21 protein-coding genes are annotated in these 20561 nt (G+C 65.6%); 13 read left to right on the top strand and 8 right to left on the bottom strand.

Translation table 11 applies throughout. From position 1 onward, the window contains the following. Positions 1 to 90: 90 nt before the first annotated feature. From B9Y86_RS15010 to B9Y86_RS14990, 5 genes are all read left to right on the top strand, one after another. Positions 91 to 1113: a hypothetical protein gene (locus B9Y86_RS15010; RefSeq protein ID WP_085487522.1), complete on the top strand. Its 1023-nt coding sequence runs from the start codon at positions 91 to 93 to the stop codon at positions 1111 to 1113. A 128-nt stretch (positions 1114 to 1241) separates the two neighbouring features. Further along, positions 1242 to 1955: an AfsR/SARP family transcriptional regulator gene (locus B9Y86_RS15005; RefSeq protein ID WP_085487520.1), complete on the top strand. Its 714-nt coding sequence runs from the start codon at positions 1242 to 1244 to the stop codon at positions 1953 to 1955. Between the two features lie 112 nt (positions 1956 to 2067). Further along, the gene (locus B9Y86_RS15000; RefSeq protein WP_176223378.1) at positions 2068 to 2841 is read left to right on the top strand and encodes an AfsR/SARP family transcriptional regulator; all 774 of its coding nucleotides are present in this window, start codon (positions 2068 to 2070) and stop codon (positions 2839 to 2841) included. An 83-nt stretch (positions 2842 to 2924) separates the two neighbouring features. Beyond that, positions 2925 to 3518 carry an HdeD family acid-resistance protein gene (locus B9Y86_RS14995; protein ID WP_085487516.1) on the top strand — a complete coding sequence of 198 codons (594 nt, stop codon included), beginning with the start codon at positions 2925 to 2927 and terminating at the stop codon, positions 3516 to 3518. Further along, positions 3515 to 3763 (top strand): hypothetical protein, encoded by a 249-nt coding sequence (locus B9Y86_RS14990; RefSeq protein WP_085487514.1) that lies wholly within the window; start codon positions 3515 to 3517, stop codon positions 3761 to 3763. Before B9Y86_RS14995 ends, B9Y86_RS14990 begins: the two co-directional genes overlap by 4 nt. A 472-nt stretch (positions 3764 to 4235) precedes the next feature. Here B9Y86_RS14990 and B9Y86_RS14985 read toward each other — a convergent pair whose 3' ends face one another. From B9Y86_RS14985 to B9Y86_RS14975, 3 genes are read right to left on the bottom strand one after another with little or no spacing between them, the layout of a single operon-like run. Further along, positions 4236 to 4772, bottom strand: a complete 537-nt coding sequence (locus B9Y86_RS14985) for a HEAT repeat domain-containing protein (protein ID WP_085487512.1) — start codon at positions 4770 to 4772, stop codon at positions 4236 to 4238. A gap of 36 nt (positions 4773 to 4808) precedes the next feature. Next, a complete protein-coding gene (gene purB / locus B9Y86_RS14980; protein WP_085487510.1) occupies positions 4809 to 6191 on the bottom strand; it encodes an adenylosuccinate lyase in 1383 nt (460 codons plus the stop codon). Positions 6192 to 6236: 45 nt separating this feature from the next. After that, a complete protein-coding gene (locus B9Y86_RS14975) occupies positions 6237 to 6773 on the bottom strand; it encodes a low molecular weight protein-tyrosine-phosphatase (RefSeq protein ID WP_085487508.1) in 537 nt (178 codons plus the stop codon). Between B9Y86_RS14975 and B9Y86_RS17850 the strand changes: the two genes are divergently transcribed. From B9Y86_RS17850 to B9Y86_RS14965, 3 genes are read left to right on the top strand one after another with little or no spacing between them, the layout of a single operon-like run. After that, entirely contained in the window at positions 6765 to 6890 is a 126-nt protein-coding gene (locus B9Y86_RS17850) for a hypothetical protein (RefSeq protein ID WP_267240126.1), read from the top strand. The genes B9Y86_RS14975 and B9Y86_RS17850 overlap by 9 nt on opposite strands. Continuing rightward, positions 6887 to 7159, top strand: coding sequence for a hypothetical protein (locus tag B9Y86_RS14970; RefSeq protein ID WP_085487506.1), 273 nt, complete (start codon positions 6887 to 6889; stop codon positions 7157 to 7159). Before B9Y86_RS17850 ends, B9Y86_RS14970 begins: the two co-directional genes overlap by 4 nt. Then, entirely contained in the window at positions 7156 to 8589 is a 1434-nt protein-coding gene (locus B9Y86_RS14965) for a hypothetical protein (RefSeq protein ID WP_085487504.1), read from the top strand. Before B9Y86_RS14970 ends, B9Y86_RS14965 begins: the two co-directional genes overlap by 4 nt. Before the next feature lie 32 nt (positions 8590 to 8621). On the opposite strand, the gene B9Y86_RS14960 is transcribed toward B9Y86_RS14965, so the two are convergent. From B9Y86_RS14960 to B9Y86_RS14950, 3 genes are read right to left on the bottom strand one after another with little or no spacing between them, the layout of a single operon-like run. Then, on the bottom strand, positions 8622 to 9020 hold the full coding sequence (locus B9Y86_RS14960) for a phage holin family protein (protein ID WP_085487502.1): 399 nt from the start codon (positions 9018 to 9020) through the stop codon (positions 8622 to 8624). A gap of 24 nt (positions 9021 to 9044) precedes the next feature. Further along, positions 9045 to 10340 carry a glycosyltransferase gene (locus B9Y86_RS14955; protein ID WP_085487500.1) on the bottom strand — a complete coding sequence of 432 codons (1296 nt, stop codon included), beginning with the start codon at positions 10338 to 10340 and terminating at the stop codon, positions 9045 to 9047. Continuing rightward, positions 10337 to 12526 (bottom strand): glycosyltransferase, encoded by a 2190-nt coding sequence (locus B9Y86_RS14950; protein ID WP_085487498.1) that lies wholly within the window; start codon positions 12524 to 12526, stop codon positions 10337 to 10339. The genes B9Y86_RS14955 and B9Y86_RS14950 overlap by 4 nt, the downstream gene beginning before the upstream one ends. Positions 12527 to 12720: 194 nt before the next feature. On the opposite strand from B9Y86_RS14950, the gene B9Y86_RS14945 reads away from it, so the two are divergent. The 4 genes from B9Y86_RS14945 to B9Y86_RS14930 are packed head-to-tail and all read left to right on the top strand — an operon-like array spanning position 12721 to position 16468. After that, positions 12721 to 13560 carry an alpha/beta fold hydrolase gene (locus tag B9Y86_RS14945; protein WP_244894783.1) on the top strand — a complete coding sequence of 280 codons (840 nt, stop codon included), beginning with the start codon at positions 12721 to 12723 and terminating at the stop codon, positions 13558 to 13560. A gap of 2 nt (positions 13561 to 13562) precedes the next feature. After that, entirely contained in the window at positions 13563 to 15353 is a 1791-nt protein-coding gene (locus tag B9Y86_RS14940) for a sensor domain-containing protein (protein ID WP_085487496.1), read from the top strand. A gap of 42 nt (positions 15354 to 15395) precedes the next feature. After that, positions 15396 to 15806, top strand: a complete 411-nt coding sequence (locus B9Y86_RS14935; protein WP_139824930.1) for a hypothetical protein — start codon at positions 15396 to 15398, stop codon at positions 15804 to 15806. Further along, positions 15803 to 16468: a DUF1345 domain-containing protein gene (locus B9Y86_RS14930; protein WP_244894782.1), complete on the top strand. Its 666-nt coding sequence runs from the start codon at positions 15803 to 15805 to the stop codon at positions 16466 to 16468. The genes B9Y86_RS14935 and B9Y86_RS14930 overlap by 4 nt, the downstream gene beginning before the upstream one ends. Here B9Y86_RS14930 and B9Y86_RS14925 read toward each other — a convergent pair. Both B9Y86_RS14925 and B9Y86_RS14920 read right to left on the bottom strand, forming a co-directional pair. Continuing rightward, entirely contained in the window at positions 16465 to 17505 is a 1041-nt protein-coding gene (locus B9Y86_RS14925) for a LacI family DNA-binding transcriptional regulator (protein WP_217809216.1), read from the bottom strand. The genes B9Y86_RS14930 and B9Y86_RS14925 overlap by 4 nt on opposite strands. A gap of 48 nt (positions 17506 to 17553) precedes the next feature. Then, the gene (locus B9Y86_RS14920) at positions 17554 to 19098 is read right to left on the bottom strand and encodes a sugar ABC transporter ATP-binding protein (RefSeq protein ID WP_085487492.1); all 1545 of its coding nucleotides are present in this window, start codon (positions 19096 to 19098) and stop codon (positions 17554 to 17556) included. Between the two features lie 415 nt (positions 19099 to 19513). On the opposite strand from B9Y86_RS14920, the gene B9Y86_RS14915 reads away from it, so the two are divergent. Further along, positions 19514 to 20509, top strand: a complete 996-nt coding sequence (locus B9Y86_RS14915) for an ABC transporter substrate-binding protein (RefSeq protein WP_085487490.1) — start codon at positions 19514 to 19516, stop codon at positions 20507 to 20509. Positions 20510 to 20561 lie beyond the last annotated feature (52 nt).

Here is a 20561-nt window from a genome sequence, read left to right as displayed (position 1 = left end):
GTGTCACGGATGCGTTATGGCGCCGTCACGACAGAGTCACGGCCCGGTCATGGGTGCCAAGCGAGACTTCTCTTGATTAGGGGAGTCATCATGACCACACACGTCCGCGCTCAGTCGCGACACTTTCTCGGCCTCGGGGCCGCTCGCCGCAGACTGCTCGTCGCCGCCGCGCTGCTGGCCGTCGCCGCCGTCTCGTGCCTGCCGCTTCTGGGAGCGAGCAGCGCATCCGCCGTACCGCAGCCGATCTCGCAGTGCAACGGCACAGACAACGACACGAACCTGGCCGTCGAGTGCCGCGTGGTCGTCACGAACACAGTGAACGTCGCCACCGGGGTGAACAGCAGCTCGACCGTCGTCACCGAGTGCCACGGGGTCGCCGGTGCGCCTCCTCTCTGCGCGACGCCTGTGACGTTCAACACGAACGATCTGGTGTCGACGGTCACCCAGTGCAACGGCTCGGGCAATGGCACGGGCGGCACGGTGATCTGCCGGGTGGATGTCGTGAACAACATCGTGGGAACGGCCACGCCGCAGTCAATAACGGTCAACCAGTGCCAGGGCTCGGCGGATGGCGGTGGCACCTTCCTCAACTGCTCCTCTTTTGAGAGCACCGACCCGTCGACCGCGACGGTCGTACAGTGCAACGGCTCAGGAGTGGGTGGTGGCGGCGGCGTGACGTGCACCGTCGGCGGCAACTCGACAGCCTCGATCATCCCGACCAAGGTCAACCAGTGTGTCGGTTCCGGCACTGCAGGTGGAGCCTTCGTGACCTGTGCGGTGACGTTCACGACGAACATCGTTCCTGCCCCGACTGACGGCGGTACCGACGGGGGAACCGGCGGGACCGATGGGGGAACCGGCGGTACTGACGGAGGAACCGGCGGTACGGACGGTGGCACAGGTGGTGGCGACTCAGGCACTCCCGGCGGCCCGGGAACGCCTGGCAACCCCGGAACCCCCGGAAACCCTTCGGGAACCGGTGCTGGAGCGGGCGGAACGCTCGCCAATACGGGAATGCCTGTCGAGAACATGCTGCTCGGTGGGGCGTCGGTTCTGCTCCTCGGACTGGGCGTAGCAGCACTCGCGCGTCGCCGACACACAGTGAAGCGCTGAACGCCCAGGATTCGCCGCTGGCTCCACATGCCCGCATATGGGAATATGTGTCTCTAGGAGCGAATCCATCACATGTTGCCTCAGCACAGCCCGAGCTCTCCGGTCGTTACGACACGGAGGGTTTCGGGGTGGGCGGCGACATGATCGAGGTCGACGTTCTCGGTCCCTTGACCGTTCGCTACGACGGTCACGAGATACTCGGTCTTTCGGTCGGAACCAAACGGCTTATCGCTTTTCTCGCCCTCAGGCCGCGAGGAGCGCGTCTAGCCATTTCCGGCGAAATGTGGCCCGATGTCACCGAACGTCGTGCCAGTGACAGCCTGCGCTCGGCACTCACCCGCCTCGAAGACGCGATCAAACCGGCGATCACGATGACGCCGGCCGGGCTCAGCCTGGCTCCCGGTGTGATCGTCGACCTGAACGTGGCACGAGAATCGGCGAGGCGTCTGCTGCAGCCCGGCAACGCATCCACGGCCGCTGATCTCAGCACGGCCGCAATCGAGGCTTTCGCCACTCGCATCCTGCCCGACTGGTACGACGAGTGGGTTCTCTCCGAGGTCGAGGATTGGCGCCAGCTTCGGTTGCACGCGCTCGAGGCGCAGGCGGAGCTGCTGATTCTCGAGGGCAATCTCCGCGCTGCTGCATGGGCGGCTCGCGCCGCCATGAGGGTGGAGCCGCTACGTCAGAGCGCGATCGTGAGCCTCATCAAGGTGCACTTGGCCGAAGGCAATCAGTCGGAAGCGCTGCGTGACGTCGATATCTATACGGCACTACTGCAGAAGGAGCTCGGACTCGAGCCCACGTCGATTCTCACCGATCTGGTGGCGCCGCTTCGCCGCTAGCCGCTGATGCTCGCCTGCGCGTGCGCTCTTGACCTTTCTCAGGGGCGGGCGCAATCCCCCTCGGTCACATGGCATGGTGTGGGAGCGTGTCTCCCTAGGGGGTCGACATCACATGTCGTCACAAAACTGGATTCACCGGATCTATCCCGTCGATGCGCCCGAGCTCGGGACGGGCTCGGCCATGATCGAGATCGATCTACTCGGGTCGTTCGCGGTGCGCCACAATGGCGCCGAGGTACTCGGCCTATCGTCAGGAACCAAGCGTCTCCTGGCCTTCCTGGCCCTGCGAGCACATGGAACGAGGCTCGCCATCTCGGGCGAGATGTGGCCGCATGTCACCGAGCGGCGCGCGGGCGACAGCCTCCGCTCCGCGCTCGCCCGCCTCGAAGACGAGATCAGACCCGCCGTAACCATGGATCATGCCGGCCTGGGTCTAGCACCGGGCGTCAGGGTCGACCTCAATCTGGCAAAGGAGGCGGCGCGACGGCTGTTGCAGCCGGGCGAGGCATCCATCGTCGACGATCTCGGCATCACGGCGATCACGGCCTTCTCGTCGCGTATCCTTCCCGATTGGTACGACGGTTGGGTGCTGGCCGAGGTTGAGGACTGGCGGCAGTTGCGCCTGTACGCTCTCGAAGAACAGGCCGAGCTGCTGATCGGCGAGGGCAATCTCAGGGCGGCCGCTCAGGCTGCGCGGGCGGCGATGCGAGTCGAACCGCTTCGGCAGAGCGCCGTCGTCAGCCTCGTCCGCGTGCACCTCGCTGAGGGCAACCAGTCGGAGGCCCTGCGGGACTTCGAGGCCTACAGGACACTCCTGCTGACGGAACTGCACCTCGAACCGACGGCCATTCTGACCGATCTCGTCGCACCGCTGCGCACGCACTGAGGGAGCGCAGCGGCATATGGGCAACGACAAGCATCGGGCCGCGTAAACTGGAGCAGTTCACGAACTCGAAAGCAGGCCGCGCGGTGACTACCCAGCACGCCACGCTCGAGGCGCAGTCGCCCTACTGGGGCGTACCGATCGCCCGGGCGATTCCGGCGATCGTCGTAGCCCTCGTGGTCACCTTCACGCCGAACCATTCGAGCGTCATCGGCCTTCTGGTTTTCGGTGCCTTCGCGCTCGCATCCGGCGTACTGACGGGCATCCTGACCCTGCGGGCCGTGCCCGCGGGCACGAACCGCAGCCTTCTTCTGACCCAGGCCGCCACGAGTGTCGTGGCGGGCGGGCTCGCGCTGGGGTTGCAAGGCTTCGGGCTCGGCTTCCTGCTCTATCTCGTGAGCGTCTGGGCCGCGATAACCGCAATTCTCGAGCTGGTCACCGGGCTGCGCTCGCGGAGCGAAGCGCCCGCGAAAGACTGGATCGCCATGGGCGGGCTCACCGGTGTTCTCGCGCTGGTCTTCCTTCTCCTCCCTCTCACAGACCTCGTCGCCGTGGGCCTCTTCGGCGCATACGGAGCGGTTCTCGGAATCTATCTCGTCATCGCGGGGCTGTCGCTCCGCTGGGGCACGCAAGCCGCCCCCTCAATGAAGGACAATGTGATCCCGCAGGTGCAGCCGTGACCCAGCCATCCAAGCGCGACGTCTTCAAGCCGGTCGAACTCATCGTTCTGTCGGCCGTGATGGCCCTGTTCGTAGGGCTCACTGTGCTGCTGTCCACGCGCAATCCGTTGCTGGCGGTGATCTTCTTCGGGGTCGCCTTCATCGTCGTTCTCGTGGTGATCGCGATGATGGTGTTGACGTTCAAGCCGAACAAAGATGAGCAGACGGAGCTCGATGACGAGGAACTGCCGCCTTCTGGGCATTAGGGGTTCTTTGTGGGGCGCGGGTTGGGGTGGCTCGGCTCGGGGTGTGCGTTTTCAGCTCAGACAATGACTGTGGATGACGACCACTCCGCGGCGCTCGTTCCTCGCGCTGCTCCGGGTCATCATCCACAGCCATAACTCGCAAGAAAACGCACACCCCTCCCCGGGCTGAGTTCGCTTCGGTCGCCGAGTTCGCTTCGCTCACCGGCTGCTTCGGCTTGGATGCGCTGTTCCCCATCCGTTCTTCTCTAGAACGGGAGGAGATTTCGCACATCGACGCGCTATTTGCGTCGGATGTACGTAGTTCCTCCCTTTCGTACGCGCGGATGGCTCGAGGTCGGCGTGCGCCAGGGGAGGACAATCCGCTTGGAAGCTAGCGGTGCAACGTATTCAGGCGCGGGTTCCCGCTGCTTCGCAGGTCGCGAACACGAAAGTGTGCTCAGTTCGCCAAAAATGCTTCGGGAGGAGTGACCCCTTAAGACAGGGCTTCTTTCAGGGTCTTGAGGGACTGCTGGGCGGTTCTGCGCACCTCTTTGTCGGGGTCGCGCAGGAGCGACTCGAGCGTGTCCTGAGTCGAGGGGTCGCCTGTCGCCGCGAGTGCTCTGGCCGCCGCCGCGCGGACGCGGGCGTGGTCGTCTGTCGTGAGGGCCGTGAGGGCTTCGGGGGCTGCGATCGAGCGCAGGGCCGCCACCTTGGCGCACATCTCGCGCACCCGCCATGCCTGGTTGCCGAGGCCGGCGATGACGGCCGGCGCCGCGGCATCCGACCAGACGTAGTTCAGGGCGCGTGCGCCCCACAGCTCGGGCCAGTAGAGCGACGGCGCGCCAGCAAGGATTCCGTCGGCGTGTGGGCCCCCGACGACGCGCAAGAACTCCTCACCCTCGTAGCCGCCCTCGAGCAGAGACCGCGCGCGCAGCACAACCGAGGTCTCGCCCTCGCTGTCGACGGCTGCCTGGATGCGCTCTTCGAGCGACGCGGTGTGGTGGGAAGGAGTCTCGCTGTCGTGTGCCATAAGACACCAAGGCTACCGCGGGCGCCCGAGAGGGCTTTAGAGGATGTGCTCCACCAGAGCCGAGGAGATGCCCACATAGGTGTGCGGGGTGAGTGCGAGCAGCCGCTGCTTGGCCGCGTCGCCGATGTCGAGGCCATCGACGAACGCGGCCAGGTCGTCGGCGCCGATGCGCTTGCCTCGGGTGAGCTCTTTGAGCAGGGCGTAGGGATCGGTGATCGACGAACGACCGGCCGTTATCTCGGCCCGCACCACGGTCTGGATGGCCTCCGCCAGGACCTCCCAGTTGGTGTCGAGGTCTTCGGCCAGCAGCTCGCGGTTCAGTGAGATCTGGCCGAGGCCTGCCGTGATGTTCGACAGCGCGAGCAGCGAGTGACCGAGGGCGACGCCCACATTGCGCTGCGTGGTCGAGTCGGTGAGGTCGCGCTGCAGACGGCTGGTGACGAGGGTCTGCGCGAGCGAGTCGAGAAGAGCGCTCGAGAGCTCGAGGTTGGCCTCGGCGTTCTCGAACTTGATCGGGTTGATCTTGTGCGGCATGGTCGACGAGCCCGTGGCGCCAGCGACGGGGATCTGGGTGAAGTAGCCGAGCGAGATGTAGGTCCACACGTCGGTGCAGAGGTTGTGCAGAATGCGGTTGCCGTGGGCGACCTGAGAGTAGAGCTCGGCCTGCCAATCGTGCGACTCGATCTGGGTGGTGAGCGGGTTCCAGGTGAGTCCGAGCGACGTCACGAACTCGCGCGACACCGCCTGCCAGTCGAGGTCGCCGTCAGCCGAGAGGTGGGCTGCGAAGGTTCCGGTGGCGCCGGAGAACTTGCCGAGGTACTCGGCCGCCTCCACCTGCTTGCGGATGCGCTCGAGACGGTAGACCGTGACGGCCAGCTCTTTGCCCATGGTGGTGGGCGTCGCGGGCTGCCCGTGGGTGCGAGCGAGCATGGCATCGTCGCGGTACTGCACCGCCTGCGCCCTGAGCTCGTCGATGACCGCCCGGAACGCCGGCAGCCAGACCTCGGTCACGGCATCCCGAATGACGAGCGCGTAGCTGAGGTTGTTGATGTCTTCGCTGGTGGCCGCGAAGTGCGTGAGCTCGGCGATGTCATTGAGGCCCAGTTCGCTGAGCCTGCGGCGCACGTAGTACTCCACGGCCTTCACGTCGTGCTTCGTCGTCGACTCGAGGGCTCCGAGCTCTGCGACCTCGTCGTCTCCGAAGTTCGGGGCGAGCTGGCGTAGCTGGCGCTGCTTCTCGAGCTCGATCGGAGTCGAGCCGAAGAGCGAGTGGTCGGTGAGGTAGATCAGCCATTCGACCTCGACCTGGATGCGGGCGCGGTTGAGCCCGGCCTCTGACAGAAACTCGCCCAGCTCGGATACGGCCGACGCATAGCGACCGTCGAGGGGGCTGAGGGGCTGGGGGGAAAGGGCGCTCATAGTGAGGGGTAACTCCAGGGCTGGGCGGCCTTCAGGCCGCGATGGTCAAGCGTGGGTGGATGTCTGCGGCGCGCGAAACGCCGGCTCGAGCTGGGCGAACAAGGCCGCGCAGGCCTGCTCGATGGTGGTGAGCACGGCCGCGAACGTGGCCGGGTCGGCGTAGTACGGGTCTGGAACGTCGAGTTGGCGCCCCGGATCGGTGTCGAAGCTCGTGAGCAGCCTGATCTTCGACCTGTCGGAGTCGCTCGATGCCCACGAGCGGATTGCCCGCTCATGCGTGCGGTCGAGCGCGATGATCAGATCGAGGTCGTCGAACGACGACGAGTCGAACTGCTTGGCTCGATGCATGGATGCGTCGTAACCGCGATCCGCGAGGGCGTCGATCGTGCGCGGGTCGGCTTGCTCCCCCACGTGCCATTCGCCCGTGCCAGCGCTGGTCACCGAGACCCGATGGCCGAGGCCGGCCTTCTGAACCATGTCGCGAAGCACGATCTCCGCCATCGGAGAGCGACAGATGTTGCCCGTACAGACCATGCAGACGCGAAAGACTCCAGGGGGAATCTCGTCTCGCTCGTGGGGCATGCCTCTATCTTGGTGCAGATTCCTCTCCTCCACATCAGCCGTCTGCTCATCACCGCTCCCCCGATCGTGGCCGCGGCTGCGTCGTCGACCGGATCGACGGTGACACTGGTGCCGTGACAGATCATCCAAACCCCCTTCTGACCCACGTGAGCTCCGCCCTCGAGCACGACCGAGCCGCCGTGCAGGCACTGAGCACCGCCCTCTGCACCGAACTGTTGCCCACCGTCGTGCGCGACGACTCACCGGGGTGGCAGGGCCTCGCACGACGGTCATTCGACATGAGGTGCGAGCACGTGGCAGCTGATGTGCGCCGAGTGTCATCGGCTCTCGGCGAGATCGACGGCTTGCTGGTCGGCGCCATCGAGAGGCTCGGAGCGACGCCGTGACCCGTGACACAGACGAACTCGTGGTTTCTGGCGGGGGCAGTTTTGCCGTATCGACAGACGAGATCGCGACCACCGCCTTTCGGCTGAGATCCATCGAGACCGAGGCACTCGCGGCGGCCGGGCGGCTCAGGGCACTCCAGCTCTGCCTCGACCCGCTGGTGGCCGCTCAGGCGCCGACAGTGCCGACGCTGGTTCTGCAGGCCGCGCACGAGCTCGAACAGGCATCGCACACTGCGGGCGAACTCGACTTCTCTCTGCGGTTGGCCGCCGAGGCATACGGAATGGTCGAGGACACCATGGTCGACGGAATCCGCATGGCCTCCGGCGTCGTCGGCAACGTGCTCGGGCATATCGCCCCTTTCCTCTTTCTGGCGGGCTCACCGCTTCTTGCTGCAGCAGGATCGGGGGTGCTCTTCGGCCTGGCGACGCGGCCGGGCACCTCGAAGAATCCCGCCGATGCCGCCGAGTGGATGCGCGAGCATCCGGAACTCGCCAACAACCCGGCCGTCACGGCCGCCGTTCGCCTGCTCTTCTCATCGAGTGACGACATCATCGCGGGGCTGCTCGGAGTTCCTCCCGGCGCGGGCGCCGTCATCGGCGATGATGGGCTCGGTCTCTTCGGCATCAGAGAGGCCGCCGGGCTCGTGCTCGTCGCGGCAGGGGTCGCGGGCGCTGGCAGTGCGGGGCGTGGGCCACTCATCGAGACTCCAGTGCGCACCACGAGGGTCTCGACATCGCCTGTCACGGCACCCTCCAGCATCTCTGATCTGGCTTCTCGGATGCCGGCCACGAGCAGCGCGGGATCGCAGATCAAGATCGAGAAGTACGCCGACGCCGACGGAAACCCGTCGTACATCGTCTATCTCGGCGGAACCGTCGACATGAACGCCATGCCGAGCGGTGAAGCGTTCGACATGACGAGCAACGTCACGTCGATGGGTGCGGGCGACGGCGCCTCGTACCGCGCCGCGGTCGAGGCGATGCGTGATTCGGGCATCCAGCCGGGCGACCCGATCTTCGAGGTCGGCTACTCGCAGGGCGGTCTTCTGGCCGTGCAACTCGAGCAGTCGGGTGACTACAACGTGCAGGGCGTGGTGACGCTCGGCTCACCCGTGGGTCAACTCGAGACCGACGCGCCGACGCTCACCATCGCTCACACCGAAGATCTCGTACCGGCCCTCGGCGGCCTCGACACGGCATCCGGCGACGACCGCGTACTCGTTCGTCGCACCCTCTACGACGATGCGCCTATCCCCGTGGGCGACGCCTTTCCGTCGCACGATCTGGGCGCCTACCGAGAGACGGCCGAGCTGGTCGACGGATCGAGAGACCAGAGGGTCGAGAAGTTCATCGACGATGCAGCGCCGTTTCTGTCGGGAACAGCGCCAGGAACGGCGACGGAGTATCGCGCCGAACGGGTCGAGAGGTGAGCGCAGCTGTGACCAGGCGCCGTCGCCTCGGGTCAGTCCTTGTCGTTGCCGGCGAGGGGGCGCAGGATCGAGCCGATGATCGCCGAGAGGATGGCGAGCACGAGGGCGCCGAGCACGGCCCAGCCGAAGCCGGCCACTGTCAGGCCGAATCCGAAGAGCTGCGAGAACCAGGCTGCGAGCATCAGGAGCAGGGCGTTGACCACCAACGAGAGCAGGCCGAGGGTGAGGACGTACAGGGGGAAGGCGACGATGCGGATCGCCGTGCCCACGATGCCGTTGACCACACCGAAGATCAGCGCCACGAACAGGAACGAGAGAATCGTGCCGAGAGTGTCGTCTTCAAAGGGGTCGACGGCGACTCCTGTGACGATGAGCGTGGTCAGCCACAGGGCGATCGCGTTGGCCACCAGAGAGACGAAAAATCTGCGCATGCGCCCAGTATTCCAGGTCGTCGGCTAGCTCGACAGCGCCCCGTAGGCTCTGTCGCGACCGGGCGTCGCGCGCAGCTCGGAGCCGAGCAGACGGCTGCGGTCGCGGAGTTCTGTGTCGGTGAGCAGCGACTGGGCAGCGGCGCGCAACTCGTCGACCGATGCCGTATTCGGGGCCAACGCGAGGCCGTATCCCCGCGATTCGACAGCCTCTGCGCCCGCGAATTGGTCGGTCGAGAACGGCAACACCAGCATCGGCACCCCGGCCGTCGCCGCCTCGGTGACACTGTTGTTGCCTCCGTGCGTCACGGCGAGCACAGCGTGCTTCAGCATCGTGACCTGCGGCAAGAACTCGCGCACCAGCCACGTGTGGGGCAGCTCGCCCAGATCGCGTCGGTCGGCCGAGCCGATGGCCACCGCCACCCGCACGTCGAGCGGCCGCAGCGCATCCGCCACTCGAGCCAGCACATCGGCGCGAACAGAGAGAAAACTGCCGAAGCTCACGTAGACGATCGGCGCCCCTCCCCTGCTGAGCCAGGCGTCGACCTCGGGGTCGGCGGGCTCGTCACGGATGGCGGAGCCGAGAAAAGCGTGCGTAGCGAGCTGCGCCGTGCGCTCCGGGTCGTGCAATTGGCCCGGGTAGTTGAGCAGCAGAGTATCGCCGTGCTCGGCGAAGGCGTCCGACGACGAGGCAGCACTCGGATCCAGCACGGCAAGTGCGTCGTTCCATTGCTCGGTGAAACGATCGCGCACGAGAATGCAGCTGGCGCGCAGACGCTCGAGCGCATCGACGTCGGGATCGAAAGCTCGCGGCCATGACGTCGGATAGCCGTATACCTCTCCGGCTATGGGTAGTGCGCTGGGGTGGCCGAGCACCACATCGGCGTGGCGGATGCCCGCGGCCTGCAGGGCGAGCCGGGCCGTGAACGCGAGATGGTCGACGATCACCGCATCCGGTTTCACCTGATCGATGACCTTCAGTACAGCGCTCGCGGTCTCGAGCGGCTGCCACAACAGATCGGTCGTGCGTTGAGACGCCTGATAGGCGAGGGTGTCGACGAGTCCTCGACGGGTGGCATCGAAGAAGCCGCGCAGGGAGTCGTCTTCGCCCGCCGGTTGCTCCTCCGCGCGGATCGTTCCCGGATTGGAGCCACGCCCGAGTCGCAGCTCGGCGCCGCGAAAGCCGAACGACGAGACGATCGACGAGGTCGCGGGCCCGGATGCGACGACCACGTCGTCTCCTCGGTCGCGCCACGCTGTGGCCAGGGTTGCAAGAGGCAGCAAGTGCGACGCGTAGTCGGGGCTGATGACGAGCAGCGTCACGAGGCGTTGCCCGTGCTCGACAGCGACATGCCCTCGAGGCGCCTGGTCTCGGCGACGTTCGTGTACACCCGCTCGAGAGCCGTAGCCATGGCTTGCACGGTGAAGCGATCGCGCACGATGCCGCGGGCAGCCTCCACCCGGGCAAAATCATCGTCGGCGGCGATTCGCAGGGCCTCGGTCATGCCGCGACGCACCCCGGTGGCAGAGCCGGTGTCGACCAGAATTCCCGTGACACCGTCGTCGACATACGTCGCCGGACCGCCCGCATCGGGCGTGACCACGACGAGCCCGGCAGCCAGGGCTTCGAGAATCGCGATGCCGAACTCCTCTTTCAGACTGCCGCACACGTAGATGCCGGATGCGCCTACGAGATCACCCGATCCGAGTCGCGTCGCGGCGAGCCAGCGTGACACGACATCGTTGGGTCGATGCCCGGCGAGCACGAGGCCGTCGGCTGCTCGAGGGTTCTCGCGCAGCACCCGGTCGATCGCGTCGAGTTGCGACTGCTCGTCGGCCGACGGTGCGAGCAGGTCGCCACCCACGATCACGAGATTGCAGTTGTCGAACAGAGCCGCATCCGTCGCCCAGGCCTCGACGATGGTCGCCATGCCCTTCACCCGGTGAAGGCGGCCCACGCTCAGCGCGATGGGCAGGCCTCGACGGTGCTCCGGTAGGGCAGCGATCAGCGCGTCGAGCGCATCGATGGCGTCATGTGCTTCGCCGGCGCCGGCGTTGCGCGCCTCGACCTCGATGAGTGCGTTGTCGATGGTCGCGAGGTCGATTCCTTCGGGCACCACGGTGTAGTGATCTGGTGACTCGTCGATGTCGATGCCCAGCAGCTCTTGCAGTTCAGCGCGCAGCGCGGGTCGGGGAAACAGCACGGTGTGCTCGGCGTCGGCGGCGAGACGCTGCACGAGCCGGTGACGGAACCAATAGTGCTCCTGCTCGTCGACGTCGCCGAAGTTGGCGGCGGTCAGAGAGCCCGCAACGTCGAGTGCGCGAATGACGCCGTGGGGATCGGGCGCCAGCGTGAACACCACAGGGATTCCCAGCTCGCGAGCCACGCTCGACGCGGCCATGCTGCCGACATCGGCCATCCGCAGATGAAGAACGTCGACAGGGCCGAGCGCCGTCAGCGCGCGACGAATTCCGCGCTCGGCCGCGACCCTGGTGTGCCATGAGCGGGCCTGCGGGCTCGGCTCCGACAGCAGGGGCACGGGAACGAAGTCATGGTCGGCGCCCGTGCGCGCTGCAAGGTCGAGCAGGCTGTCGGCAGCAGCGCCGGCATCCCCTCGAGACATGGTCAGCACACGGTCGATGCCATCGAGGTTGGCCAGGGCGTCGCCGAGGCGCACGAGCAGCGTGGCCACTCCCCCGTTGTCGCCGGCGCCGGCGCGGGTGAGGCCCCGGTCGATGTCGGCATGCAAGAAGAGCTGGGCCACAGTGAGGCCGTCGCCGAGCCGGATGGCGGCCGGAGCGTCGCCGAGGTCGATCAGGGCCAGGCGCGCCGCGTTGGCGATCGTTCGCGATCCCGTGGCGTCGGCGTCGCTGTCGACCGAGGCGAGTTCGCGCACCAGATTGAGTCCACGCTCGTCGCCTCTGCGGTCGCCGAGTCCGGCGATCGCGGCGATCCGCACGTCGTCGTGCTCTGCAGTGTCGGAGGCGATCTCGCGCAGAGCCCGCCCGGCGACCCGCCCGGATACGAGTCCGAGCGTCTCGACGAGCCGGGTTCGTGCGTCGATCGCGACCTCGGCGACGAGAGCGCCCTCCAAAGCCAACGCGACGTGATCCGGGGCCGAGACCGCCCACTGCTGCAGCGTGCGCTGAGCGAGCATGCCGGTGAAGCCCGCCTGCACGACGCAGGCGACAAGACGCGACACGGCATCCAAGCGGGGAAGTCGGCTACCGAACGCCCAGGCGGCGTGCTCTCTCAGAAACGCCCTGTCGCTCGAAAGCAGTTCAGATAGAGCGTCGTCGGCCTCGTCGTCGAAGACGCGGCCGAGCGCGTGCACCGCGGCTATCGCCACGAGCTGGTTCTGTTCGTCGTCGATGGCACGACGCAGGATGCCGACGGCCTGGCGCCCTCCCGCCCGCGATGCGGTCAGCGCGAGATCATCGGCGGCGCGCACCACATCGAGGAGGAAAGGGGTTCGGCGAAGACGCTCGAGGGCGGCGGTCAGTTCCATCGCGGTGGTGTTTCCATGGTGCGGGTGATCCGAATTCGTGAGTATGAGGTGTCGCGGGTCTATTCGGAGCCGTCACTGTGACGGATCGGACTCGTACTCTTCGAGTACACGCGACTTCTCATTGCGCTGCAATGCCATTGACAGGCGCCCACTCAACACACAGTTGGAGCCGCGCATGTGCGAAGGTGGAGCGTATGGCACTCATGCGAAACGCCACGGCCCGGGCAGGCGAGGTGATAGTGCGCAATAACGTGCAGATCTCCGGTCCAGACGACGCGCCAGTGCTGGTGTTCGCTCACGGCTTCGGCTGCGACCAGACCATGTACTCGCGCATACTGCCCTATTTCGAAGGCCGGTACCGCATCGTTCTGTTCGACCACGTGGGCTCAGGCCGGTCGTCTCTCGACGAGTACGACGCGGTCAAGTACGCGACGCTCGACCAATATGTCGACGATCTCATCGAACTCTGCCATGCGTTGCAACTCACCGACGTGACCCTGATCGCGCACAGCTTCTCGGCCCTGCTCGCCATCGCCGCAGGCGTCACGTCCCCCGAGATCTTCCGTGAGCTCGTTCTCCTCGCCCCGACGCCCTCCTACATCGACGACCCCGACACCGGCTACGAAGGCGGGTTCAGTCGCGCGGACATCGACGGACTCATGGAATCGCTCGACGACAACCATCTGGCCTGGGCTGCGATGATGGCGCCGGTGGTCATGAAGAACCCCGAGGTGCCGCAGTTGACCGACGAGCTCGAGGAGAGCTTCTGCCGCGTCGATCCTCGGGTGATGCGCACATTCGCCCGGGTGGCCTTTCTCTCGGACGTGCGCCCATTGCTGCCGCAGGTCGAGGTGTCGACTCTTATCGTGCAGTGCACGAACGACTCCCTCGCGCCGCTCCACGTGGGCGAGTACATGGAGGCGCACATGCCCCGCGCGACCGTCGTCGTTCTCGAGGCCGAGGGGCATGTGCCGCAGGTGAGTGCTCCAGAGGAGACCTCTCGCGCGATCCTGCGGTTTCTGGCCGAGCGCTGATCATGCCGACGCCGGGGCCCGTGGAGTTCGATTACGAGACGCTCTTCCGATCGGGGCCGGGCGGAATCCTGATCACGGATTCGAGCAACACCATCGTGCAAGCCAACGATCACATGCTCGCGTGGACCGGTTTCTCGAGGGACGAGCTGATCGGGACATCGTTGATCCGACTTCTCCCGCCGGCCGACCGCATTCTGTTCTCGGCTCGCGCAGTACCGCTGCTCCATCTCGAGGGGCGTGTCTCTGACATGTCGTTCAACGTGCTGGGCAAGGACCGCTCCGCGCGGCCCGTGCACCTCTCGGCCTCACGAGTGAATCAACGGCCTCAGGTTGAGTCGCAGAGGGCGGCTTCGATCGTCGGCACGACGGTGTTTCTCTTCACTCCTCGCAGAGATCGCAGCGCGGAGGAGGAACACCTCATCAGTGCGGTGCGTCACGCCGAGAAAGCCGATGCGCTGAGGCGAGAGGCGGAACACGATCTCGCTCGGTCAGCTCAATTCGATGCGCTGACATCTCTTCTGAGTCGTGTGGGTCTGATGCCGCGCCTCGTAGACATGGTGAGCCACGTGGAGCCCGGCGACGATCTCGTCACCATCGCGCTCGGCCTCGACCATTTCAGGGTCGTGAACGAGAGTTTGGGACAGGCCGCCGGCGACCAGGTCCTGAGAGCGATCGCGGGGCGCCTCGAGACTCTCGCCGACGGAGGTCTGCTCTGCGCGAGAGTCGGGGGCGACGAGTTCGTCGTGGTCGGTTCAGGACAAGGCCGTGGCGTGTCGTTCGCGGAGAGGATCCTCGAACTGGTCAGCGAGCCGATTCGGGTCGATGATCTCGACATCGTGGTAACCGCGAGCCTGGGGTTTTCCAACGCAGCCATCTCAACGGCACACGGCGATCGGCCGGCCAGCTTTGCGCGCTTTGCGGAGCTGCAGGTGCGTCAGGCCACGACGGCCATGTACAAAGCGAAGGCGACAGGCCGCAACCGGTGGAGACGCTTCACCTCGGCCGTCGACGACTCGGCGATCAATGAGATCAGGCTGCTCGGCGAGATTCGCAGTGGCCTTGCACACGCGCAGTTTCGCCTCGAGTATCAACCCCAGCTCCACGTCGAGACGGGGAGGCTTCACGGCTACGAGGCGCTGATGAGGTGGGATCATCCCGACCGGGGGGTGATCGGACCGGATGGTTTCATCGACGTGGCGGAGAGATCCGGCCTCGTGAACCACCTGGGCGCGTGGGCATTCCGCGAGGCCATCGACAGGTGCGTGCGGCTCAATGCTTCGCGGGGCGCGCTGCCCGTCACGATGTCGGTGAACGTCTCCGCTCGCCAACTGGACGACCCGCGCCTGGCCGAGATGATCGGCGAGCTGCTGAGTCAGAGCGGCCTCGACCCCGCGCTGCTCACACTCGAGATCACCGAAACCGGTCTCATCACCGACAGCCCGAGCGCCCATCGAAACCTCGAACTGCTGCACAGCCACGGCGTTCGACTCTCGATCGACGACTTCGGCACCGGTCACGCCGGCTTCGCCTACCTCAAGGACTTTCCCGTCGACGAATTGAAGATCGACGGCTCGTTCGTCACCGGGTTGGGCATCTCTGCCGAGGACACCGCCATCGTCGCCAGCTGCATCGACATCGGCCACGCCATGGGCATGACCGTCGTAGCCGAAAGGATCGAGACCCGCGAGCAGCTGGAGCGGCTCACCGAGATGGGTTGCGACATCATTCAGGGCTACTTCTACTCGGTACCCCTGGCAGAGGAGGCTCTGGAATCATGGCAATCGTCGGCGTGATTACCAGGCCGATCGAGATGTGCAGGCTGTAGCGTCATGCGTATGCCAGTGACCGACGCCCCGATTCCTCCGTATGACGGGCCCCGCGGCATCCTGCACGCCGACAGGCACGACGTCGCCGCCCGCCTCTTCGTTTCGACATTCCTGAAGAGGAATACATCGACGCTGCCCCGGGTCGACTTCGAGGTAGTCGGGATGGCCGGCCTTCAGGGCGAGCTGGCCGAGCTCGGCGGGTACTCGATGGGCTCGTTCACCCTCTTCGCAACCAGGCAGCCCTGGGCGATCACGACCCAGCTGGCCCTCGAGTGTGTTCTGATCTGGGAGCGGGCGTCGATAGCCGCGCGTTACGGGGACCAGGTCGTCGTGCTCGAGCCGGGCATGCGCATCCTCGTGTCGAGCGAGCCGGAGGCCGCAGCCGACCGGGCCATGGAACGAACCAGGCCCACATCGTGAGCAACGCGAGCGACACCCGGGACTTCACCGACTTCTGGCATCGAGCTGGGGTTCGTGCCGCCGTGGTGCTCGTCATCTTCGCCGTGGTCTTCTCGATCACAGGCATCGTCGGATCGTGGTTGTTCGCACCTGCTGTCGGCTGGATCGCGGCTGCGGGAACCTTTACCGTGTGGGTGTGGCTGTCGGTGCTGCGGCTGGATGCCGCCGATACGGCTGCTCATGCGACTCGGGAGGACCCCTCGCAGCGTATGGCGCAGACGCTCTTGATTCTGGCGAGCATCGCCAGCTTCGGTGCGATCGCGCTGTTGTTGGTCGAGGCGGGAAAGCTCGGCGAGAGAGCCACGCTGGGTCTTGTCGCCACGGCCTTGGCCACTGTGGCAGCGTCGTGGTGGCTGGTGCACACGCTGTATACGCTGCGCTATGCCGGCTTCTATTACAGAGCAGGTGGAAAGGGCATCGAGTTCAATCAGGACGAGCCGCCGCGCTACCTCGATTTCGCCTATCTGGCCTTCACGCTCGGGATGACCTTCCAGGTGTCCGACACCAACATCACGAGTTCGGTCCTGCGTGCCGAGGCGCTTCGACACGCTCTGCTGTCGTTCTTGCTCGGCGTCGTGGTGGTGGCGTCGACGATCAATCTCGTGTCGAGCGTGCTGAACTAGTCGACATTCGTCGCGGGGCCCGTCGACGACCTCTCGATGAGCTCAGGCAGCGATTGCGGCAGCTCGGTCGAGCGATCACCGTCGATGCGCGAGAGCAGGGTGCTGAGCATGTCGCGGCCGATCGTCTCGAAGTCCTGGCGTACCGTGGTGAGTGGCGGGGATACATATGCCGCTTCAGGAATGTCATCGAAACCGATGATGCTCATGTCGTGCGGGACGGTCAGGCCGCGCTCGTTGAGCGCATGGATCAGGCCGATCGACATCTGGTCGTTCGCGGCGAAAATCGCGGTGAGGCCCGTGAGATCGCAGGCTTCACCGAATCGGTGACCGGATGACGGTGACCAGTCGCCGACGCCGATCACCCGTGCCGAGAGATCGTTCGCTCCCAGTTCGTCGCGCCATCCGCGCTCGCGCTCGCGGGCGTCGACCGAATCTGCCGGGCCGGCGAGGTGGGCGATTCCACGGTGTCCCAGTGCGATGAGGTGTCGTACGGCGTTTCGTGCGCCGTTGTACTGGTCGGCGCCGACGGTGGCCAACCCGGTATGAGGGGTGGCTTCGAGGGCGACGAGGGGAATCGTCAGTTCCATTCCGGCGACGACGTCGACCGAGCCCTCATGGCCCGAGATGACAGCGATGCCTTCGACGTTCTGGCGCAGAAAGGCCTCGACCGCCCCTCGGATGGATCCGGGATCGCTATCGGTCATGTTGGCGGTGAAGACCGACCAGCGCGCATCGCGAGCCGCCGCATTGAAATACAGAACGGTAGAAGACGGCCCGTACTCCGGACCGCCGGTGGCGATCAGCCCGATTGTTCTCGATCGTCGCGTGACAAGTGCCCGCGCAGCGGGGGAGGGCACGTAACGAAGCTTCTTGATCGCCTCTTCGACGCGTACCCGTGTGGACGAACGCACATTCGGCAGGTCGTTGACCACTCGCGAGACCGTCTGATGCGACACACCCGCTAGCCGGGCTACGTCGAAGATCGTCGCTTGGCGCGGCGCCTCTTCCGTCACGTAGTCCACCTTATCCAGCGACACGCCCGTGATCGTGTCGTGAATCGAACACTAGTCGACTGCCACTGCGGCTCAGTCATCATCGCCGTCGCTCGAGTTCTCGGCGATGATCGTGAGAAGTCTCGCCACCGTGAGGTCGTGGTTCTCGAGGTCGGCCACTTTTCTCTTCTCGCGCAGGATGGCGATGCGGTGGCTGATGCGCAGCACCTCTTCGAGCTCAGCCGAGATGAAGACGACGGATAGCCCGTTGTCTGCCAGGTCGGAGACGAGGGTCTGAATCTCGGCCTTCGCGCCGACATCTATGCCTCTGGTGGGCTCGTCGAGAACGAGAAGGCGCGGTGCGATAGCAAGCCAGCGTGCCAGGAGAACCTTCTGCTGATTTCCCCCCGACAGCGTTCCCATCAGAGCGTCGGGGTCGGCAGGCCGGATGTTCATAGCCTGGATGTAGCTCGCGGCGAGCTCGTCTTGACGACGGCGGGGGATGCGCCGGAACCAGCCCATGTCGGCCTGCAGGGCGAGGGCGATGTTGTCGCGCACCGACAGATCACCGATGATCCCCTCGGTGCGCCGATTCTCGGACGCGTAAGCGATGCGATTCTGCATGGCCTTGCGCGGATTCGTCAGGCGCTCGGCTCGACCGTCGATGAGCAGTTCTCCGCCGTCGGCACGGTCGATGCCCGACAACAGGCGGGCGAGCTCGGTGCGCCCAGAGCCGAGAAGCCCTGCGATGCCCACGACTTCGCCTTCGTAGACCCGCAGATCGAATGCCTCGATCGCCCCTCGCCGCCCGAGCCCGATGGCGTTGATCAGAGGTTCCTCGTCGGAGAGGCCCCCTTCGACGTCGCTGTTGCTGGTGTGCGCGCGGATCGTCGCCAATGCGGGCAGGTCTTTGCCGACCATCTTCTGCACCAGGTCGATGCGCAGAAGGTCGGGGGTGAGGTACTCGCCGACGAGCCGCCCGTCGCGCAGAACGGTGATGCGGTCGGAGATCTCGTAGACCTGGTCGAGAAAGTGCGAGATGAAGAGAATCGCGACGCCCGACTCTTTGAGCCCCGCGATGATGCGGAACAACTCTGTCACTTCGTCGTTGTCGAGACTGGATGTCGGCTCGTCGAGCACGAGAACGCGTGCCTCGACATAGATGGCTCGGGCGATGGCGACGAGTTGCTGGATGGCGGGGGAGTGGTCGGCGAGCATCGACCGCGGATCGATGTCGAGTCGCATGGTCGCCAGGAGTCCCCGAGTTCGCTCGTGGGCGGCGCGCCAGTCGATGCCCCCGATGCGGGTGCGCGGTTCACGCCCGAGCATCACGTTCTCGGTGACGCTGAGATTGGGCAGGAGGTTGACCTCCTGGTAGACCGTGCTGATTCCTGCGCGTTGCGCTGCACTGGGAGTCGAGAACGACACCGGCCTGCCGTCCATCTCGATCGTCCCGCCGTGGATCGGCTGCACGCCGGTGAGGGCCTTGATCAGGGTGCTCTTTCCGGCGCCGTTCTCTCCCATGAGGGAATGGACTTCGCCCGGGAACAGGCGGAAGTCGACACCGTCGAGAGCCCGTGTGGCGGTGAACGTGACGGAGACGTCGGTGAAGCGGATGACGGGCTCAGCCTCGTTCACGTTCGCCTCCAGCGAGGAGTCGTCACAGGGGAACCTCCTCGTTCGTGCACGCGAGGACGCGTGCTCCCAGTGGGAATGTTAGGGCTCACATTTGGCATGCACAAGTCGAGGCCGGCGAACCTCGCCGGCGGTTCCGCGCCGAAACCTCCGTTGCCGATTCGTTATCGACGCCGTGCTGATACTCGCTTGACAGGGGGATCGGCACGCGGATATCGTCTCGCCTAAGCAAACTGTGAGCGCTAACAACTTTTCACAAAACGCCGAAGGATCTCAGGGACGAGATGACACGCTCCCGAAGTAGAGCCGCCCGGCCAGCGAATTGTTAGCCCTCACAACCTCAGCCCATTGCATCAATCACGGTTCACATTCACTCCGTCGGCATCTTCCTAGCCGACGGGTCTCAAGGAGGAGATCAATGTTCAAGGCACCTCGATTCAGGTCCATCGCAGGCCTCGCTCTGGTGGGGGCAGTCGCCCTCAGCCTGAGCGCCTGCTCGGCAAGCGGCGGCGGCGACGACAAAGCGGGCGACGGCAAAGACCTGACCACCATCGGGTTCGTCGCGGTCGGCCCCGAGGGCGGATGGCGTACGGCGAACGAGAAGAACATCCAGGACTCGTTCTCGGAGGAGAACGGATTCGAGCTGAAGTACGCTCCGGCCACCAACGGCGACCAGAACTCGCAGATCACGGCGTTCACCTCGTTCATCGATGAAGACGTCGACGCGATCCTGCTGTCGGCCACGGAGGCCACCGGCTGGGAGAGCATCCTCGAGCGGGCCAAGGAGGCCGAGATCCCCGTCGTGCTGCTCGACCGCGGCATCGAGCCGAACGACACCAAGCTCTACACGAGCCACATCGCGCCCGACAACGTCGGCATCAGCGCATCTGCCGCTGAGTGGGCGAACGAGCAGTTCCCCGACGGCGGCAACTACGTCGTGCTCGAAGGACCTCCCGGACTGTCGGTCGTGAACGACCGCAACAAGGGTTGGGACGAGAAGATCGACTCCAAGCTCACCAAGCTCGAGAGCCAGTCGGCCAACTGGTCGACCGAAGAGGCGAAGAGCGTCTTCGAGACGATCCTCAAGGCCAACAACAACAACGTCCAGCTCGTGTTCGCACAGAACGACGAGATGGGTCTCGGCGCGGCGCTCGCCGTCGAAGAGGCCGGTCTGAAGCCTGGCACCGACGTCAAGATCATCACGATCGACGGCACCAAGGCCGCTCTCGAGGCACTCGCGGCAGGTCGCCTCAGCTTCGTCGCCGAGTACAACCCGCTGTTCGGTGACACCGCTATCGACGTGGTCAACAAGGCCATCGCCGGCGACAAGGTCGAGTCCGACATCGTCGTTCCGAGCGTGACCTTCGACTCGCCCGAGGCCGCCACGACGGCGCTGCCCGACCGCAAGTACTGATTCACCCCGCTCATTCGGTTCCCCGAGCCACACGGCTCGGGGAACCGAATGG

Origin of the sequence: Agreia pratensis (assembly GCF_900177685.1) — a bacterium.
In the GTDB taxonomy this organism is placed as follows: Bacteria; Actinomycetota; Actinomycetes; order Actinomycetales; family Microbacteriaceae; genus Agreia; species Agreia pratensis.
Note: the sequence above shows the minus strand (reverse complement) of the source record. Positions and strands in the feature narration are given on the sequence as shown.

Bases quoted from the DNA above. Each gene is read 5' to 3' on its own strand.
- B9Y86_RS14950 (WP_085487498.1), bottom strand. From the start codon at position 12,526: ATGGAACTGACCGCCGCCCTCGAGCGTCTTCGCCGAACCCCTTTCCTC.
- B9Y86_RS15010 (WP_085487522.1), top strand. From the start codon at position 91: ATGACCACACACGTCCGCGCTCAGTCGCGACACTTTCTCGGCCTCGGG.
- B9Y86_RS14985 (WP_085487512.1), bottom strand. From the start codon at position 4,772: ATGGCACACGACAGCGAGACTCCTTCCCACCACACCGCGTCGCTCGAA.
- B9Y86_RS14960 (WP_085487502.1), bottom strand. From the start codon at position 9,020: ATGCGCAGATTTTTCGTCTCTCTGGTGGCCAACGCGATCGCCCTGTGG.
- B9Y86_RS14945 (WP_244894783.1), top strand. From the start codon at position 12,721: ATGGCACTCATGCGAAACGCCACGGCCCGGGCAGGCGAGGTGATAGTG.
- B9Y86_RS14935 (WP_139824930.1), top strand. From the start codon at position 15,396: ATGCCAGTGACCGACGCCCCGATTCCTCCGTATGACGGGCCCCGCGGC.
- B9Y86_RS14940 (WP_085487496.1), top strand. From the start codon at position 13,563: ATGCCGACGCCGGGGCCCGTGGAGTTCGATTACGAGACGCTCTTCCGA.
- B9Y86_RS14975 (WP_085487508.1), bottom strand. From the start codon at position 6,773: ATGCCCCACGAGCGAGACGAGATTCCCCCTGGAGTCTTTCGCGTCTGC.
- B9Y86_RS15000 (WP_176223378.1), top strand. From the start codon at position 2,068: ATGTCGTCACAAAACTGGATTCACCGGATCTATCCCGTCGATGCGCCC.
- B9Y86_RS14915 (WP_085487490.1), top strand. From the start codon at position 19,514: ATGTTCAAGGCACCTCGATTCAGGTCCATCGCAGGCCTCGCTCTGGTG.
- purB (WP_085487510.1), bottom strand. From the start codon at position 6,191: ATGAGCGCCCTTTCCCCCCAGCCCCTCAGCCCCCTCGACGGTCGCTAT.